Here is an 18,375-nt window from a genome sequence, read left to right as displayed (position 1 = left end):
GGGGAGACGGATGGCCTGTTCCAGCGATGGAGTGCCCAGCAGCGTCAGCCAGCGATCGATTCTCTGGCTGCTCGAGGCGATCGAGACGCTGGAGCCGGCGTTGCAGCAGGCGTTCCGGGACCTGTTCGATGTCGATGTCACGATCGGGGAACTGGTCCTTCCTGATCACATGCGGAAGTGGGTCGAGCGCTACTTCGGTTCCCCGGAGGCGGTGCTGCGGCAACGGATCGTCAAAGTGACCAACCGGTGGACGCTCGACGCGACGCTGTTCAACGAGTTGCGGGCGCGCCGGCCGCTGGAGGCGCGGATACCGGTCGAACTGGCTGACGAACTGGCGCGCACTGCGCCCGATCCATTCTGCGAACCGGAATACAACACGCCCGAGGATGTCTTCGGTCGCATCCGGGGACGCTACGTCATGACCGCGAGCAACATCGCCAAGTACGATGGCCTCCATGGAGTCATCATTTTCCGCGAGCATGATCCCTTGGCTTTCGATGAGCCGTTGGTGCGCGAGATGGTCGAGGTCGCTCGTGGGTGGTTCGAGCGAGCTCACCAGGTCGATTGCGCAGCGGTCTATCCCTTCTTCATGTGGAATTGCCTCTGGAAAAGTGGCGCATCGATTCCTCATGGGCACGCGCAGGTCAGCCTCACCCGTGGGATGCACTACGGAAAGGTGGAGCGTGAGCGGCGTGCCGCGGTGCGCTACAGGACCGAGATGGGGCGTGGGTACTTCGACGATCTGTTTCGGATTCACCAGGCACTCGGTCTCGGCAAGTCCGTCAACGGTATCCGCGTGTACGCGAGTCTCACGCCGCTCAAAGAGAAAGAGACGGTTCTCTTGTCCACTGCCTTCGACGATGATCTCGCCCGAGTCATGAATCGGGTCGTGCGTTGCCTCGTCGACGACCTCAACGTGACATCCTTCAACCTCGTCGCGTGGCTGCCGCCGCTGGTCCCGACTGCCGAGGACTGGTCGGATATGCCAGTGGTCGTCCGGGTCGTCGACCGGGGTGATCCGCTTTCGCGGACGTCCGATTTTGGGGCGATGGAGCTCTATGCAGCCAGCGTGGTGGCGAGCGATCCGTTTCGCGTAGCCGAAGCGCTGTGGCGCTGCCTCGGCTGAGCATGCGCAGAGGGGAATACCTCGCGAGTGTCTGGAAGCAGCGTGCGCTGTTCCCAACGACTTCGCTGGTCGGATGCTCATGGAGCGAGGTTCGCAGTGATCGTCGCTGCAGCGTGCGACGTGTGTCGACACGTCAACGCTTCCCAAAGGCAGAGTGATGCGCTGCCGTTTTGGAGGGGAGGAACAGAGAACGAGGGATGCGAGCTGGAGGGACTGTTTTGACGATGGGTACAGTGACTCTCACCCCGATCCCCGGCAGTTCGCGACGCACCGCCTTGCACCAAAGCGGGGTGGCGGCGATACTGGTCGATGAAGCGGTTCTCGTCGTCGACTTGGTGCGGAGCGATCGGTGCCGCAAGGGGCTGTGCTCAGGAGCGACCGGTTGCGAGCGGCGCAGCGTCATCCTGCTTCGAGTGGCGAGCGGTGCCGACGGAGTCACGCACGATTGACATCGTCAGTGATGCGACATAGAATGGCGCCGTTCGCGGATGTCGGACGGCGGTCGCGCAGCCGAATCGTTCGTCGATATGGAGGAGGTGAGACGAATGGTGAGTCGGTTCGCAGGGTCTGGCGATGGTGGAGTGAAGCGTGAGGAGGGTGAAACGATGGAGACATTGCGGGAACTCGAAGCGGCAGCACGCTCAGGACAGCTCAGCCGGCGTGACGTGCTCAAACGCGCGGCTGCGTTGGGTGCGAGTGCGCCGGTGATCGCGAGCCTACTCGCGGCGTGCGCGCGCCAGGAAGCGACACCGACACCAGCGCCCGCAGCACAGACGCCCGCTGCGGCGACACCAGCTCCAGCGGCGAGCCCGACACCCGCGGCGGCAGCGAGTCCGACCCCGGCCCCAGCTGCGAAGCGTGGGCAAGGTGGCCTGGTGAAGCTGCTCTGGTGGCAGGCGCCGACGATCCTGAATCCGCACTTGGCGCAGGGATCCAAAGACTTCAATGCCTCGCGACTGGTGCTCGAGCCACTGGCCGACATCAACGACAAAGGTGAACTCGTACCGGTTTTGGCAGCAGAAATCCCCTCGGTCGAGAACGGTGGAGTGAGCAAGGACGCGAAAACGGTTACCTGGAAGCTCAAGAAGGATGTCAAGTGGTCGGACGGCCAGCCGTTCACGTCCAAGGACGTGAAGTTTACCTATGAGTATGTCATCGACGAGAAGACGACAGCGACGACGATCGCGAACTACACAGTGATCGAGTCGATCGAAACGCCGGATGATCATACGGTCGTCATCCGCTTCAAGGACCCGAATCCGGCGTGGATGAACGTCTTCGTCGGGCCGTACGGGAGGATCCTGCCACAACACATCCTCAAGGACTATGTCGGCGAGAAGGCCCGTACGGCACCGTTCAACTTGAATCCCATCGGAACGGGTCCCTACAAAGTCAAAGAGTTCAAGCCGGGTGATGTCGTCGTCTACGAAATGAACGAGAACTATCGCGAGCCAGACAAACCGTACTTCGCACAGGTCGAGTTCAAGGGTGGCGGTGACGCGACCACGGCGGCACGGGCCGTGCTGCAGACCGGTGAAGTCGACTACGCCTGGAACCTGCAGGTCGAGGCGCAGGTGCTCGACCAGTTGGAAAAGGCGGGTGTCGGTGTCGTCGAGGTCATCGAGGGCGTCTATGTCGAGCGGATCCTGGTGAACATGACCGATCCGCGCAAGGAGGTCGATGGCGAGCGCTCGAAGCTGGGCGTGCCGCATCCCTGGCAATCTGATCTGCGTGTGCGGCAGGCCTATGCGCTGGCCTGCCAGCGCGACGTCATCGCCAACACGCTGTATGGGCGAGCTGGGAAAGCCACTTCGAACATCCTGGTGGCGCCCGAGCGCTTCGTCTCCAAGAACACCTCCTGGAAGTTCGACCTGGATGCCGCGGCCAAGTTGCTCGACGAGGCCGGCTGGACCAAGGGCCCGGATGGTGTCCGGCAGAAGGACGGAGTGCGGATGGAGGTCGTCTACCAAACGACGATCAATCCGGTCCGCCAGAAGACGCAGGAGATCATCAAGAGCGCCTTCGAGAAACTCGGCATCAAAGTCGAGCTGAAGTCGATCGAGGCGTCAGTCTTCTTCTCGTCCGATCCGGGCAATCCCGATACGGCAGCGCACTTCTATGCTGATTTGGAGATGTTCACGAACGGACCGTCGTCGACCTATCCGATCGATTACATGGTTTCGTGGTATGGCAAACCCGACAACATCGCGCAGAAGGCCAACAATTGGTCCGGCAACAACTATGAGCGCTGGCAGAACGAGGAGTACGATAAGTTGTACGAGCAAGCGCTGGTCGAGCTCGATCCGAAGAAACAGGAAGAGCTGTTCATCAAGATGAACGATCTGGTCGTGAACAACGTGGTAGTCATTCCGCTGGTGCACCGAAACAGCGTGAGCGGTCGAAAGAAGGATTTGACCGGCCTCGAACTCTCCCGCTGGACCGACGAGACCTGGAACATCGCGAACTGGCGACGGTCGAGCTAGCGCGGGTGGTGGGGACGGGGTGAGCGCGCCCCGTCCCCTTTTTCTCTAACAGGGGTGAGGAGCGCAGGATGACGCAGTATCTGATCCGGCGGATCTTGATCTCGATTCCGACCCTCGTCGCGATCAGCATCGTCATCTTCACGATTCTGGCCCTGGCACCGGGCGACCCGCTGTCCGAGTTAGCGATGAATCCTGCGGTACCACCCGAGGTGCGCCAACGGATCCGGCAGAGCATGGGTTTGGACGACCCGATTCCGGTTCGCTACGTCAAATGGGCGTCGTCAATGCTGCGCGGCGACTTCGGATACTCCTTCCGCTCCAAGTCGCCGGTGAGCGATCTCATTCGCCAGCGTCTGCCGACCACGCTCTACGTGATCGGCACGGCCTACCTGGTGTCGGTCCTCATCGCGATACCAGTCGGGGTGCTCTCGGCGGTCCGACAGTACTCGATCTTCGACAATATCGCGACGACGTTAGCATTCATTGGCTTTTCGCTTCCCACCTTCGTGACCGGTATCTTGTTCATTCTCGTCTTCAGCGTGAAACTAGGTTGGTTACCGATGATCTACCGCACGACTATCGAGGTCGAGGGTCTGGCTGGCTTATGGATGAAGATCAAGCAGGCATTGATGCCGATTGCGGTGCTGGGACTGTTCGAAACTGCGGCACTGACGCGGTACACCCGAGCGGCCATGCTCGAGACGATCCATCAGGACTACGTGCGCACGGCGCGTGCCAAGGGGTTGAGCGAACGTGTCGTGATCATGCGGCACGCGATGCGCAATGCGCTGATTCCCGTAGTCACGATCGTTGCGTTGAGCATTCCCGGCATCTTCACCGGAGCGGTCATCACGGAGCAGATCTTCCGCGTTCCCGGTATGGGCTCGCTCCTGATCAGCGCGATCCGCGACAACGACACACCGGTGATCATGGCGATCACGATCATCTTCTCCGCGCTGGTCGTCTTGTTCAACCTGATCGCCGATATTTTGTACGGGGTACTCGATCCGCGGATCAAGTACGAGTGAGTGGCCGCGACGGGGGGGTAACGCGATGTCCGAAGCGACCGAGCAGCGCAGGCTGGAGACCGCGGCACGCACGGTCGGGCCACCCGTGGTACTGCCGACACGCAAGCCGCGGTCGCTCTGGAGCGATGCGTGGAGGCAGTTTCGGCACCACCGGCTCGCGGTGGCGGGAACCATCGTCTTGGTGTTCATGATCCTGGCCACGATCATCGGTCCGTTTCTCTGGCCGATTCCCTGGAACACGTTCGATATGGCGGAAGCCCTGCAAGGACCGTCACTCCGGCACCCCTTCGGCACGACGGATCTCGGCCATGACATCTTCGCGCGTATTCTTTGGGGTGGACGGATCTCGATCGCGGTGGGTGTCGTCGCCATGTTGGTTGCGGTGACGCTGGGAACGCTCATCGGTGCGGTCGCAGGATATTTCGGAGGAATCCTGGATTCGTTCTTGATGCGGATGACCGATATGTTCATCTCGATCCCGAGCCTCCCGTTGCTTCTCCTGATCACCTACCTTTTCCAGGATCGGATGAAAGCGCTCTTTGGGGTCGAGCTCGGTATGTTTTTGCTGATCGTCCTCGTGATCGGCGGGTTGAACTGGATGCCGGTGGCGCGCCTGGTGCGTGCTTCGTTCCTGTCGCTCAAGCAGAAGGAGTTCGTGGAGGCGGCACACTGCATCGGCGTGAGTACCAGCGGGATCATCTTCCGCCATATCTTGCCGAACACGCTGAGCCCGGTGATCGTGGCGGCGACACTCGGCGTCGCACAAGCGATCATCACCGAGTCAGCCCTGTCCTTCCTCGGACTCGGTTTCCCGCCCGACATCCCGACGTGGGGCCGCATGCTGTACGATGGAATCAATTGGATCGAGTTCGCACCATGGATGGTTCTCTTCCCCGGTGCGGCGATCTTCCTAACCGTGCTGAGCATCAACTACGTCGGTGATGGACTCCGGGACGCACTCGATCCACGGCGCATGTTCGCGATCTGAGGGGTAGCATGACGACGCGTGGCCGGGCGAGCGCACGGGAGAAAACGGTGGGAGCGCTCGCTCAGATGACTCTCGTTTGTGACCGTTGTAGTGCGAGGTTCGAGCCTGCGGGATCACCTGGGCGCTGCCAGTGCGGTGGGCTCCTCCATGTCGAATTCCCACTCGCGGAGGTGGTCGAGCGAACCAACTTCGATGTCCGCTTGTCGAGTTGGCAGGCGCTCGATCGGAGCGGCGTCTGGCGCTACCGGGAGTTGCTGCCGCCTCTGCCAGCCGCCGCCATCGTGACGCGTCCCGAAGGCAATACTGCCCTGTACCAGCATCCCCAACTCACCGACTGGACGGGGTGCGAAGAGCTCTTCCTCAAGCACGAGGGGGAAAATCCGACCGGCTCGTTCAAAGACCGGGGGATGACGGTCGCGATTTCCCATGCGCGAACGATCGGTGCGCAGGCGGTGGCCTGTGCCTCGACGGGAAACACGGCCGCCTCAGTTGCGGCCTATGCAGCCCTGGCAGGTCTTCCCAGTGTGGTGTTCCTCCCCGCGGGAAAGATCGCGGCAGGGAAGCTGGGCCAGGCGATCGCGTATGGAGCACGGATCGTCCAGGTGGAGGGCGACTTCGATGCCGCCATGCGCCTGGTCGAGGAGGCGAGCCGGGAACTCGGGCTCTACCTGCTCAATTCGGTGAACCCGTTTCGCCTGGAGGGGCAAAAGACGATCGTGTTCGAGCTGCTGCATCAGCTCGGGTGGAGCGTCCCGGACTGGATCGTGCTGCCCGGCGGGAATCTCGGCAACACCGCGGCCTTTGGGGCAGCACTGGCTCAGTTGCGTGACGTGGGATGGCTCGAGCGCCTGCCGCGCCTGGCAGTGATCCAGGCCGCGGGGGCTGCGCCGTTTTACGCAGCCTACCGGAGTGGCTTCCGGGAGTTTCGTCCCGTTACCGCTGAGACCATCGCGACGGCGATCCGGATCGGAAATCCGGTGAGTTACGAGCGTGCTCGCCGTGCGATCGAGCTGACCGACGGTCTCGTGGACACGGTCAGCGACGAGGAGATCCTGGAGGCGAAGGCACGCGTCGATCGAACGGGAATCGGGTGCGAACCGGCATCAGCTGCCTCGGTCGCCGGCGTTCGCAAGCTCGTCGCGCGAGGGGTCATTCGGCCAGGCGATCGAGTTGTGGCGATTCTCACTGGTCATGTCTTGAAGGATCCGGATGCAGTCTTGGCGTATCATCTCGGGGATCCTCCACGACCGCTTGCGAACCGGCCGGTGACGATCGCGCCCACCCTCGACGCACTGGCAGGAGTATTGGCTCGTGCGTTGTGAAGTGCGTGTTCCCGCTTCGAGTGCCAATCTCGGACCCGGTTTCGACGTGCTGGCGGTGGCCCTCGGCCGCTATCTTTCGGCTCGCTACGAGCCGGACGAGACGATCGGCGAGCTTCGGGTAGTTGTTCGACCAGAACTCCACGGCGGGCGCAACCTCGTCGCCGAGGCGATGCGCTATTACGCGTCATCGACTGGTCGATCGCTCCCTGGTGGCACGCTCACCGTTGACTCCGACATTCCCGTGGCTCGGGGGTTGGGGAGTTCGGCGGCAGCGATCGTAGCCGGATTAGTTCTCGCCAATGAGCTGTGCGGGGAGCCGCTCGGGCGCTCGGAATTGTTCCGCATGGCGTGCGAGCTCGAGGGTCATGGCGACAACGTCGGTGCAGCGCTCTTCGGTGGGGTCGTGCTCGCGGTCGTTGACGAGGAAGGGCCGCAGGCAGTTGCGGTACCGGTCGAGTTCCCGCTCGTGGCGGTCGTTTTGGTACCAGATGCTCTCGGCTACACGAGCGATGCGCGTGCTGTCCTGCCGCGGCGGGTGCGCCGGGTCACTGCCGTGCGGACTGCAGCGCACACCGCGCTTTTGGTCCTGGCTCTGGCGACTGGGCAGCCGGACCTTTTGCGGACAGCAATGACCGACGAGCTCCATCAACCTTATCGCGCGGTCTTGTACCCGCATCTGGAGGAGGCAATCGATCGCGCACTGGTGGCTGGCGCCTACGGCGCAGCGCTGTCCGGGGCGGGGCCATCGGTCCTCGCGTTCTGTTCTCCGGAGCGAGCGTCGGCGGTGCAAAGGGCGTTTGCTGATCTCCTGGCGCGACGCGCGATGGATGGGGAAGCGCTCGTACTACCGATCGATCGGCAAGGTGCACAGATTCTCCGCGCCGACGAACGCGGTCCGGTGAGCGCGCCCGAAGCGATTTCCAGCCATCACGAGTAAGTAACCGCACGATTTGCTTCGTTCCTGGTTCATCTCTGTGAACGGAAGTGATCCCCCGTCTGGAGCCGCCTCGCCCGGCGCTCGACGCGTTCGACGGCGATCCTGGGGCGCGCGTTCAGCAATCGGCAGCGGTGGAATCGCGTTGCGCGTGATCGCAGCCCGTACTATACTCATTCTCGTCAAGACATAACGAGAAAGCCCGGCCTCCGTCGAAGGGAAACGGAGGTGAGCCATGGAGATCGGGACCTTCTTACTGATGCTGGCTCTGAGCTACGGGTTCGGTGTCCTCTGGTACGATCTTCTTCCTGGTCGTTTGCCGGAGCGGGTGTGGCGCGTTGCGGCCTATCCGTTTCTCGGGATCTGGATTGCCGAACAGCTCCCGGCGTTCGGGCCGGCTTTCGGCGGTATCCACTTGATCCATGCGGCGGTCGGTTCGCTCGTCGCAGTTCTCGTCGACTGGGTGATCAATCAAGCACGGCGACCAGCGATCGTGCAGCAGTTCGAGGCACGAGCGGCGTGAGCGCGGAATGAGCCGGGCTTTCTCGAGGTACGGGCCCTGGAGCATTGCTCTGGGGCTCGTCTGGTATACTCGCCTTGCTCGCGGTCCTGCGGCCGCGTTGCTGTGGATGTCGTCCTTTCCGCGCTGCGACCGCCCGGATACGGCAACGGTTCGGTCGTTGCGTCCAGCGCGAACCCGAGGAAAGGAGAGGAACGTTGCCGCGTTATGAACCTGCACCTCGCCCGTACGAGCTGATGGTGCTTCTTCGCCCTGATCTAGCTGACGATCGGTTGGAAGCAGCTCTCGAGCGGATTCGGAACACGGTGGTCGAGCAAGGCGGGACGATCACGTTCGAGAAGCGCGATACGCCGTGGGGACGCCGCCGGCTGGCGTACCCCATCCAGAAATTCCAAGAAGCGTTCTATGTTCTCTTCCAACTCGTCTGCCCGCCGCGCACGGTTCGGGAGATCGAGCGGGAGCTGCGGTTGAACGAGCAAGTCCTGCGCCATCTGATGGTTCGTCTGGACGAATGAGTGGTCCGGCGTGGACCGGAGCCCGGGGGTATGCGATGTCTCGCGGACTCAATCGAATCGAACTCATCGGGAATGTCGGCCGCGACCCCGAGATGCGGTATACACCAGCCGGGGCTCCGGTCACCGAGTTCTCGCTCGCTGTCAACTCGATGCGCCGTGGTGGTGAAGGCGGACAGCCGATCGAGGAAACCGATTGGTTTCGGGTCATCTGCTGGAACCGATTGGCGGAGATCGCTGACCAGTACATCCGCAAGGGTACCAAGGTGTATGTTGCAGGCCGACTCCGCGTCCGGCGCTACACCGGGAACGATGGTGTCGAGCGGACCGTCGTCGAGGTGATCGCCCGAGACCTTCTGCTGCTGAGCCCGCGTGCGCCGGACGCACCAGCGGCGGTGCCGCCAGGCATCGTCGATGAAGAACCGGTACTTCCTGACGTAAATGCGGACTTCCCGTTGGACGATGATCCGTGGAACGATCAGGTTCCGTTCTGAGACCGTTCGAGGAGTGAGGGGACGATGGCCGAAGAACTCGAACCGATGACGGCGGATGATGGGGCGACCGAGCAGACAGCGGAAGCGACCGGAGAGTCCGGGCGCCCCGCTCGCTCTGCAGCGACCCGCTACTATCCGCGCAAGAAGGTCTGCTCCTTCTGCATGGACGGTATCAAGAAGATAGACTACAAGGACTTTGGTCGTCTTCGGCGGTATCTGTCGCCGCAGGCGAAGATCGAGCCGCGTCGCGCAACGGGAACATGCGCCAAGCACCAGCGGCAGCTGGCGCGCGCCATCAAGCGAGCACGGCATCTTGCCCTCCTGCCCTTCGTGCCGGAACGATAACGTTCGTCCGCTGATTCCTCCTCTGGGATCGCGTCGAGGCAGGAACGCTGCGAGGTGCTAGATGCTCGAGTGGGTGAGGCGGCTCTTTCCCCGCCGATGGGGGGATCGCAGGGCGCGAACACATCGGCGGGTTCCTCGTCGCGAGCGGGAACGAGTACAGGAGCGAGCAGCAGTCATCGGTGTATCGGTTGTTCTGCTGCTCGTGGCTGGGTTACTCGGCGGTGGAGCGATCTACCAGTATTGGTACCTGCCGCGCCAGGTCGTCGTCGAAGTCAACGGTGAGCCGATCACCCGCGCCGACTACTGGAAGATGCGGCGCCTGGAACTCTTGAATCAGATCAGTCAATACCAACAGTTGGCCAATCTCATGAGTGGTCAGCAGAGTGTCCAGTACCAACAGCTCGCTGACCAGGCTCGCCAGCAGCTGACGACCGTCGAGCGTGATCCGATCAATCAGGCAACGGTCGGGCAAATGATTGATGACCGTCTGGTGCTTCAGCGTATGGGACAACTCGGCGTTGCGCTCGACGAGCGAGAGGTGGAGGACTATACCGTCAGCCTGTTCAGCAGTGTTCCCCTGCTCACGCCGACACCGACGCTCGGGATCGATCCGACCGCTGCGGCCTGGGCTACCGCGACAGCGGCGGTGACGCCGACCCCACTTCCGACACCAACTCCGGAGCCCGGGGTTACCCCGACGCCGCAGGCAACCCCGACGCCAACGCCGAGTGAATCGCCGACACCGACGCCGACGGTCCCACCCGAGGAGGCGCGGGCGACAGCGACAGCGCTCATGGGGGAGTATCAGAAGAACGTGCTCGAACAGGCCGGTCTCTCCCTGGCTGACTTCCAGCGATTGGTCGTGCGGCCGATGCTGGCTCGGGAGAAAGTGCAGCGTGTCCTGGAAGAGCGGATCCCCCTGCGAGCCGAGCAGATCCACGCTGCACACATCTTGTTGGCGACTCGCGAGGCGGCAGAGCAGGCGCTGGCCGATATCCAGGGTGGAGCTGACTTCGCGACGATCGCTCGCGAGCGATCGATCGACAGCGATACCGCACCGAACGGCGGAGACCTGGGATGGTTGCCGCGCGGCTATATGCCGAGTGCGTTCGACGAGGTGGCGTTCGCTCTCGCACCCGGAGAGGTCGGCGGCCCGGTGCAGACCCAGTATGGTTGGCACATCGTGAAGGTGCTGGAACGTGATCCTGATCGACCCCTGAGCGAGCGCATGTTGCAGGCGTTGCGGGGGCAAGCCTTGAGCCGTTGGCTCGACGAGCAACGCCGAACCTCGACGATTCGCTGGCATCTCGGGTTGACTCCGCTGCCCACGCCAGCTGTCCAGCCGTTCGTGGCCCCACCAGACGCGCCGCCGACTCCGACCCCGACTCCCACTCCAACGACCGTGCCAGGAACACCGACCGTGGAGGTATCGCCGACCGCAACGCCACTGCCATAATGGCTGAGCGAGCGTTGTCCGGCTGGCTGCTCGACGTGGGAGATCGAGGAGGCCCGCGGAATGCAGGGTCGAGGATCGGTAAGGTACCGCGCGCGGGCTGCTCCATCAGCAGGTGGGTTGATCGGTCTCGCTCTGGTGGTCGTCTTTGCCGCCACGACCGTGCTGGCTCTGCTTGGCCTGCTCGGTGTGACTCCGTCGACCATAAGCCAGCAGGTTCTCTGGCTAGTCTTCTTGATCAGCGGTGCGGCAACCGTTTTGCTCGTTTACCTGGTCATCGGGTATTTCTCGATCGGGTATGACGTGACCGGCGAAACGGTTCGGATTCGTTGGGGTGGTCGAGTCGACGAGGTTCGCATCGATCGTCTCACCTATGCCGGGCCAGCAGCAGCGGTGCTCGGCAGTTCGATCCCGAACTGGCAGCCCTTCTGGCCCGGGTATTATGTGGGACGCCTGCGGACGCCGTTGGGGCCGGTACGAGTTGTGGCCACGCAGCCGGTCAGTCGCCAGCTGCTCCTTTCGACAGATGCTGGTCATTGGGCGATCTCGCCTGCCCAGCCAGTCGCCTTCCTCGATCAGCTGGCACTCGCGCGCCGTCGACATGATTCGGACATCGGCAGTGTGGCGATCGCTGGTCGTGATGACCTGGCCGCTGCTGGCTGGACCGCTGCCTTCCCGACGCTGAGCGAGGCCAGACAGGAGGCACGCGGGCGAGGTCTCGGGACGCTAGTCCCGCGCTTGGGTCGGGATCCGTTATCGCTCGTTTTGCTCGGACTCGCGCTTCTCTTGCTCGCCAGTCAGTTCGTCTTCTTACTCGTGCAGTCCTCGCGGTTGCCGGAGATGCTCGTTCTCCATTGGAACGCTGCCGGTCTCCCGGATCGTATCGGAACCCGTCGCGAGGTGTGGATCTTGCCGATCGTTGCGACCATCGTGGTCTTCGCCAATGTGGCACTCGCCGTCCTGGCTGCGTCGCTCGAACGGTTCGCGGCTTGGCTGCTACTCGGGGGGACGATCATCGTGCTGGTCCTCGTCTGGATCGCTCTCCTCGTGATCACGCTCTGAAGACAAGGAGCAGGGGCTGGATCGTGGCGAACGCGATCACCGCTGGGCGCATCGCCCTCCTTTTCCTCGGTATCGGCATGCTTTACACGCAGCGGGTGTGGACGCTCGGTCTGGCCATCGTCATCTTGCTCGTCGTCTTCGTGGCGGATGCGCTCGATGGGATCGTCGCGCGCCGGCGTGGGCGAGAGACGGTATTCGGCGCGGTATTCGATATCGCTGGTGATCGCGTGGTGGAAAATGCGCTGTGGGTGGTCTTCGCCGATCTCGGCGTGATCGGCGTCTGGGCACCGCTGCTCGTGCTGACGCGCGGTTTTCTCGTTGATGGACTGCGCAGTGTCGCGCTGCAAGCGGGACGCACGCCTTTCGGTGAGCGCTCCATGGCACGCACGCCGATCACTCGTTTCCTGACTGCCTCGCGGTGCATGCGGGCGCTGTACGGTACGGCCAAGTTGGTGGCATTCCTCTTTCTCGCTGGTGTAGTCGCGACTAGGCGTGCGGAGTTCCCGATCATCGACCGACTCTTCGTCGAACCGGTGTTTCTGCTCGCTGGGTGGCTCTGCGTGTATCTCACGCTGGTCTTGACGGTCGCGCGAGGATTACCGGTCGTTGTCGATGCGTGGCCCTACCTCGGCTGGACACGGGAAGAATTCGCTCGCGACCGACGCTCGGGCTGAGCGGTGAGCGCATGCGAGGCGATCGTTTCGGGCGAGCGCTGCGTCTCCCTCTCCTGGAACGTCCGGCCTGTTGGGTGGTCGATCGCATCGGAGAAGCTGCGTACCTGCTGTGGCGCTCGCGCCGCGCGGATCTCTGTGCGAATTTGGCCCATGTGCTCGGTTTGCCGGCAGACAGTTGCGCCGTGCGGTCCGCAGCACGGCGAGCCTTCCAGGCGAGTGCCCGGAACATCGCAGCGCTCCTCGTTCTGCGCCTGACAGGCGGTCGGTGGCGGCCAGTGGTCGAGATGGAAGGAGCTCCGGTCGCGCTTTCCGGTTCACCGGTCATTCTCGTCTCGGCGCATCTCGGTCCGTTCGACGTCGCGGCCGCCACGCTTGCCTCCACTCGTCGTCTCCGGCTGGTCAGCGTGGCTGCTCCGATGCGTCCATGGTGGATCGACCGCTCGATGCGCTGGTTGCGCGGTGTCTCGGGAATCGAACTGGTGCCGCCGACGGCTGCCGGTCTCTTGCGCGTGCGCCGAGCACTGCAAACCGGCACACCGGTCGTCTTTCTGGTCGATCGTGATCCCGCGGGAAACGGACAGCTGGTGACCTTCTTCGGGGCGCGGACGACCTTGCCGGATGGTCCGCTGCGCCTCGCTCGTCGCCTGAACTGTCCCATCGTACCCGTCTTCTGTTATCGTGCCGAGCATGGATACCGGGTCCGCTCTGGAGAGCCGCTCCGGGTCGCACGAACGGCGAATCGCCAGCAGGACATCACTGTCGCACTCGAGGCACTGGCTCGGCAACTGGAGTGTGCTATTCGGGAGGCGCCGGATCAATGGCTCGTTTTCAGTCCCGTCTGGCGACGAGGACGCGGCCGTCCGCGGCCTGTTTCCCGACGTCTCTTCGCCTGAGCGAGCGGTTCAGCCCACAAGTCATACGGCTCAGCCTGGGTGATGCGGACAGTTACGAACTCACCCAGTGGCAGTTCCTCAGGAACGAAGACGAGTCCGTCGACTTCTGGCGCGTGGCGCGCTGCCCGACCAGCCGAGAGGGGAGCGCGGTTTCCCCTCTCGTCTTCGACTTCCCCAGTGCCTTCGACGAGGATGGGAAGGATTTTCCCGACGAGTGTCTTGTTCCTGGCCCACGAGATGCGTTGCTGGAGTTCCATGAGTGCGGCCCGGCGCTCTTCCGCGACCTCCGGTGGAACCGGGTCCTCCATGCGTGCACTCGGCGTTGGTTGCTCGCGGGAATAGACGAAGACACCGACGTGGTCGAACTCCATCTCGGCGACGAAATCGTAGAGTCGCCGGAACTGCTCGTCGGTTTCACCGGGAAAGCCGACGATGAAGGTCGTCCGGAGAGCGACGTCGGGCAGGCGTTCCCGCGCATAAGCGATGAGCCGACGATAAAAATCAGGGTCGCTCGGTCGCATCATGCGGCGGAGAAGAACAGGATCGGCATGTTGGAGCGGAATGTCCAGATACGGAACACACGGCTTCAGTTCAGCCATGGTGTCGATGAGTCGAAAGAGGAGTGGACTCGGATAGAGGTACAAGAGGCGGAGCCACGGCAGGTCGGGGACGTGCTCTGCGATCGAGCGAAGCAGGTCCGGAAGCCCGTTCCGCAAACCCAGGTCTGCGCCGTAACGGATCGTGTCTTGGGCAACGAGGATGACCTCCTTGGTGCCTGCATTCACGAGTTCCCGGATCTCCCGCACGATCTCGGAGGGACGCTTGCTCCGCTGGTTCCCTTTGATGAGCGGAATGGCACAGAACGAACACCGGTGATCGCATCCATCGGCAATCTTGACATACGCGCTCGGCCGTCTCACAGGCAGGCGCGGAAAGGACGGCAGATCGCGCGTGCTCTCGAGCACACTGGGGATCGGTAGACCGAGGAGGTCAGCGACGACTGCATCGATGCGGTTCCAGTCGTGTGTTGGGACGTAGGCGTCGAGACCGGGCGGCAGCTCAGCCCGGTGCTGGTCGAGCGAGACCATGCACCCGGCCGCGATGATGATTTGGCCCGGGCGACGGCGGGCGGCCAGTTCCTCGATAGCCGCGCGTGACTCGGCACGAGCTGCCGCGAGGAAGCCACAGGTGTTGACGACGAGCACAGCAGCCTCATCCGGCTCGTCCGTCGGTTGCAGCCCGCGCGCGATCAGTCGCTGCGCCATGCCTTCGGAATCGACCTGATTTTTCGAGCACCCGAGTGTCACGATGTGAAAGCGGAGCGGTCGATCCATCTTGTCTCCTCGCCGATCCCCCATTGTCCCGGGAAGTATGCCTTACTCAGGTACGTCGAGCCGAGGTCAGGCTGCCCCGATCGCGGTGGCGGAGGGTTGTCGGGTGCACGGGCGACGGTGGAGCGATTCCTGGCAAAAATCGCACAGCGAACGTGCAGGAGCTGAGACCGAGCACGCGCCAGGAGATCAGGGCGGAGTCGAGCCAGCCAGGGTGGGTGTTGGCTGGGGAGAGAGAAGCGCACGGGCCGCGCACCACCCTGCCGTTGCAGGGCTGTCCCTGGCTATGCTAGACTACTGAGTGCGCCAGCCAGGGCGCGGGGCTGTAGCTCAGTGGGAGAGCACAACGCTGGCAGCGTTGGGGTCAGGGGTTCGAGTCCCCTCAGCTCCACGAGAGTGGGTCGGCCGGTCCACCGCGAGGTGAGACCGGTTCTCGTCATGGAGACGGAAGAGGCGACGACGAGGAGCAGTAGCGTGCAGCGGCCGTCGAGCGAGTCGGGGAGGGTGTGAGCCCGACCGGTGTTCGGCGCGCGAACTCGCCTCCGAGCTGCGCTCGTGAGAAGCGGTAACGAGCGCCGGGTCGTGCCCGTTAGCGCACGGACGAGCGGACGCCGCAGGTGTGGCGTCAAGGAGGGTGGTACCGCGGGCTGGCCCGTCCCTTCGTGGACGGGCCGCTGTCCGTTCGAGGAGACCGAGGCGCGGGAGGAGCAGCGATGGCGACGACGCAGGAGGTCCGGCAGGCCGAGCGGTACGAGCCGCAAGTGATCGAGCCCAAATGGCAGCAAATCTGGGAGGAGACGGGTATCTACTCCAACGTGCAGGAGGATCCCACTCGTCCCAAATGGTATCACCTGGTCATGTTCCCCTATCCATCAGGAAATTTGCACATCGGTCATTGGTTCTCCTACGCACCAGCTGATGCTGCTGCCCGCTACAAGCGGATGCGTGGTTACAATGTCCTCTTCCCATTTGGGTTCGACGCCTTCGGGTTGCCGGCAGAGAACGCGGCGATCAAACACGGTATTCATCCCCGCGTGTGGACCATGCAGAACATCGCGCACATGAAAAAGCAGCTGCGCTCTCTCGGCGGGATGTTCGATTGGTCCAAGGAAGTGATCACGTGCCTTCCCGAGTATTACCGCTGGAACCAGTGGTTCTTCCTCCAGTTCTACAAGCGGGGTCTGGCCTACCGTGCCAAGGCGCCAGTCTGGTGGTGCCCGACATGCCAGACGGTGCTGGCCAATGAGCAAGTCATCGATGGACGCTGCGAGCGCTGCAGCACCGAGGTGTACCGACGAGACCTCGAACAGTGGTTCTTGCGCATCACCGCGTATGCTGAAGAACTTCTGCGCTTCGATGGGATCGACTGGCCGGAGCGCGTCATCACGATGCAGCGCAACTGGATCGGCCGATCGGAGGGCGCGCGGATCGTCTTTCGCTCCGAGCAGGGAGACCCGATCGAAGTGTTCACGACACGCCCGGATACCCTCTGGGGGGCAACCTTCCTGGTGTTGGCGCCGGAACATCCACTCGTGCAGAAGCTGACGACCCCTGAGCGGCGAGCCGAAGTCGAGGCGTACATCGATCAGGCGCGGCGGCGGAGCGACATCGAGCGAACCTCGACTGAACGTGAAAAGACGGGTGTCTTCATCGGCGCGTACGCGATCAATCCGGCGAACGGGCAGCGGATCCCCATCTGGATCGCCGATTACGTGCTCATGCAGTACGGTACCGGCGCCATCATGGCGGTGCCGGCGCACGATCAGCGCGACTTCGAGTTCGCACGCGCCTTTGGCCTACCGATCGTGGTCGTGATCCAGCCACGAGACCGGACACTGGATCCGGCGACCATGGAAGAGGCATACGACGGCGAGGGCGTGATGGTCAATTCTGGTCCCTTCGACGGTACGCCGACGGAGGGAGGCGAAGCGATCCGCCGCGTCATCGCGTGGCTGGAGGAGCGAGGGGTGGGCCGAGGTGAAGTGACGTACCGGTTGCGTGATTGGCTCATCTCGCGCCAGCGTTATTGGGGAACGCCCATCCCGATCGTCTATTGTGATCACTGCGGCATCGTTCCGGTCCCAGAGGACCAGCTTCCCGTGCTGTTGCCGGAGGATGCGGAGTTCATGCCGACCGGGCAATCGCCCTTGATCACCCACGAGGCCTTCGTGAACACCACCTGTCCACAGTGCGGTGCTCCGGCACGGCGCGAAACCGATACGATGGATACCTTCGTAGACTCGTCTTGGTACTGGTACCGCTATCTGAGTCCGCACGAGAACGAGCGGCCGTTCGATCCTGAAAAGGTCGCCTATTGGACGCCGGTCGATCAGTATACCGGTGGCATCGAGCACGCTATCCTGCATCTCCTCTACAGCCGCTTCTGGACGAAGGCGCTCGCTGACCTCGGATTGGTGAATCATCGCGAGCCGTTTCTCCGGCTCTTCAATCACGGCGTCATTTTGGGCGAAGATGGCGAGAAGATGTCCAAGAGCCGCGGCAATGTCGTCGATCCCGACGACCTCGTGGCCCGGTTGGGAGCAGACACGGTTCGACTGTACCTGATGTTCATCGGTCCTTGGTCGCAGGGCGGCCCGTGGAGTTCTCGCGGGGTCGCGGGTGTGCAGCGCTTCTTGCAGCGTGTTTGGGCGCTCGTGACCGAAACGCTCGATGTGCCGGTCGACACAGCGGAGGACGAGCAGGCCCGAGCTTTGCGCCGGCTCGTGCACCGGACGATCAAGCACGTGACCGACGACTTCGAAACGTTCAGCTTCAATACCGCAATCGCGCGGATGATGGAACTCGTGAACGAGTTGTCACGCTTGCGAGAGACCACGGTCGTGCGGATGCCGGTCTGGCGGGAGGCGTTGGAGACGCTCGTCCTCTTGCTCGCGCCGGGAGCACCGCATTTGGCGGAAGAGCTTTGGCAGAGACTCGGCAAGCCGTACAGCGTGCACCAGCAATCCTGGCCGGCGTATGATCCAGCACTGGCGGCTGAGGAGACGGTCGAACTAGTGATTCAAGTGAATGGGCGGGTGCGCGATCGCCTGCTGGTTCCGGCTGCGATCGATGAGGACGAAGCGGTGGCGCGAGCCCGCGAACTGGAGCGCGTGCAGGCCTACTTGGCAGGGAAGCGGATCGAGCGAGTCGTCTACGTGCCCGGTCGGCTCGTGAACTTCGTTGTCAGTGACACGGCCGACTGAGTGTTCG

17 protein-coding genes and 1 tRNA gene are annotated in these 18,375 nt (G+C 63.0%); 17 read left to right on the top strand and 1 reads right to left on the bottom strand.

Annotated elements, in window-relative coordinates; genetic code table 11:
- Window positions 1–10 precede the first annotated feature (10 nt).
- The 15 genes from TRD_RS05875 to TRD_RS05805 all read left to right on the top strand — a co-directional run bounded on the left by TRD_RS05875 (window position 11) and on the right by TRD_RS05805 (window position 13,834).
- A complete protein-coding gene (locus TRD_RS05875; RefSeq protein WP_015922208.1) occupies window positions 11–1,126 on the top strand; it encodes a hypothetical protein in 1,116 nt (371 codons plus the stop codon).
- A 224-nt stretch (window positions 1,127–1,350) separates the two neighbouring features.
- Window positions 1,351–1,575 carry a hypothetical protein gene (locus tag TRD_RS05870; RefSeq protein WP_143714644.1) on the top strand — a complete coding sequence of 75 codons (225 nt, stop codon included), beginning with the start codon at window positions 1,351–1,353 and terminating at the stop codon, window positions 1,573–1,575.
- Window positions 1,576–1,731: 156 nt separating this feature from the next.
- A complete protein-coding gene (locus TRD_RS05865) occupies window positions 1,732–3,609 on the top strand; it encodes an ABC transporter substrate-binding protein (RefSeq protein ID WP_041436721.1) in 1,878 nt (625 codons plus the stop codon).
- A 68-nt stretch (window positions 3,610–3,677) separates the two neighbouring features.
- Entirely contained in the window at window positions 3,678–4,637 is a 960-nt protein-coding gene (locus TRD_RS05860) for an ABC transporter permease (protein ID WP_015922205.1), read from the top strand.
- Window positions 4,638–4,662: 25 nt separating this feature from the next.
- A complete protein-coding gene (locus TRD_RS05855) occupies window positions 4,663–5,625 on the top strand; it encodes an ABC transporter permease (RefSeq protein ID WP_015922204.1) in 963 nt (320 codons plus the stop codon).
- A 170-nt stretch (window positions 5,626–5,795) separates the two neighbouring features.
- Window positions 5,796–6,947, top strand: coding sequence for a threonine synthase (gene thrC / locus TRD_RS05850; RefSeq protein ID WP_226980680.1), 1,152 nt, complete (start codon window positions 5,796–5,798; stop codon window positions 6,945–6,947).
- On the top strand, window positions 6,937–7,884 hold the full coding sequence (gene thrB, locus TRD_RS05845) for a homoserine kinase (RefSeq protein WP_015922202.1): 948 nt from the start codon (window positions 6,937–6,939) through the stop codon (window positions 7,882–7,884). The genes thrC and thrB overlap by 11 nt, the downstream gene beginning before the upstream one ends.
- 232 nt (window positions 7,885–8,116) lie before the next feature.
- A complete protein-coding gene (locus tag TRD_RS05840; protein ID WP_015922201.1) occupies window positions 8,117–8,404 on the top strand; it encodes a hypothetical protein in 288 nt (95 codons plus the stop codon).
- 194 nt (window positions 8,405–8,598) lie between these two features.
- Complete coding sequence (gene rpsF, locus TRD_RS05835; RefSeq protein WP_015922200.1) at window positions 8,599–8,916, top strand: 30S ribosomal protein S6; 318 nt, start codon at window positions 8,599–8,601, stop codon at window positions 8,914–8,916.
- Window positions 8,917–8,951: 35 nt separating this feature from the next.
- Window positions 8,952–9,407 carry a single-stranded DNA-binding protein gene (locus TRD_RS05830; protein ID WP_015922199.1) on the top strand — a complete coding sequence of 152 codons (456 nt, stop codon included), beginning with the start codon at window positions 8,952–8,954 and terminating at the stop codon, window positions 9,405–9,407.
- 24 nt (window positions 9,408–9,431) lie between these two features.
- Window positions 9,432–9,752, top strand: coding sequence for a 30S ribosomal protein S18 (gene rpsR, locus TRD_RS15090; RefSeq protein WP_015922198.1), 321 nt, complete (start codon window positions 9,432–9,434; stop codon window positions 9,750–9,752).
- A 61-nt stretch (window positions 9,753–9,813) separates the two neighbouring features.
- Window positions 9,814–11,208, top strand: a complete 1,395-nt coding sequence (locus TRD_RS13615; protein ID WP_015922197.1) for a peptidylprolyl isomerase — start codon at window positions 9,814–9,816, stop codon at window positions 11,206–11,208.
- Between the two features lie 60 nt (window positions 11,209–11,268).
- Window positions 11,269–12,267: a DUF1648 domain-containing protein gene (locus TRD_RS05815; protein ID WP_015922196.1), complete on the top strand. Its 999-nt coding sequence runs from the start codon at window positions 11,269–11,271 to the stop codon at window positions 12,265–12,267.
- A 23-nt stretch (window positions 12,268–12,290) separates the two neighbouring features.
- Window positions 12,291–12,941 carry a CDP-alcohol phosphatidyltransferase family protein gene (locus tag TRD_RS05810; protein WP_015922195.1) on the top strand — a complete coding sequence of 217 codons (651 nt, stop codon included), beginning with the start codon at window positions 12,291–12,293 and terminating at the stop codon, window positions 12,939–12,941.
- Between the two features lie 11 nt (window positions 12,942–12,952).
- Window positions 12,953–13,834, top strand: coding sequence for a lysophospholipid acyltransferase family protein (locus TRD_RS05805; protein WP_041435998.1), 882 nt, complete (start codon window positions 12,953–12,955; stop codon window positions 13,832–13,834).
- On the opposite strand, the gene rimO is transcribed toward TRD_RS05805, so the two are convergent.
- Window positions 13,756–15,168: a 30S ribosomal protein S12 methylthiotransferase RimO gene (gene rimO, locus TRD_RS05800; RefSeq protein WP_015922194.1), complete on the bottom strand. Its 1,413-nt coding sequence runs from the start codon at window positions 15,166–15,168 to the stop codon at window positions 13,756–13,758. The two genes, TRD_RS05805 and rimO, sit on opposite strands and share 79 nt — an antisense overlap.
- Before the next feature lie 316 nt (window positions 15,169–15,484).
- Between rimO and TRD_RS05795 the strand changes: the two genes are divergently transcribed.
- Both TRD_RS05795 and leuS read left to right on the top strand, forming a co-directional pair.
- Window positions 15,485–15,556 (top strand) — tRNA-Ala (locus TRD_RS05795).
- 322 nt (window positions 15,557–15,878) lie between these two features.
- Complete coding sequence (gene leuS / locus TRD_RS05790; RefSeq protein ID WP_015922192.1) at window positions 15,879–18,368, top strand: leucine--tRNA ligase; 2,490 nt, start codon at window positions 15,879–15,881, stop codon at window positions 18,366–18,368.
- Window positions 18,369–18,375: the final 7 nt, after the last annotated feature.

It is taken from the genome of Thermomicrobium roseum DSM 5159 (assembly GCF_000021685.1).
In the GTDB taxonomy this organism is placed as follows: Bacteria; Chloroflexota; Chloroflexia; order Thermomicrobiales; family Thermomicrobiaceae; genus Thermomicrobium; species Thermomicrobium roseum.
Note: the sequence above shows the minus strand (reverse complement) of the source record. Positions and strands in the feature narration are given on the sequence as shown.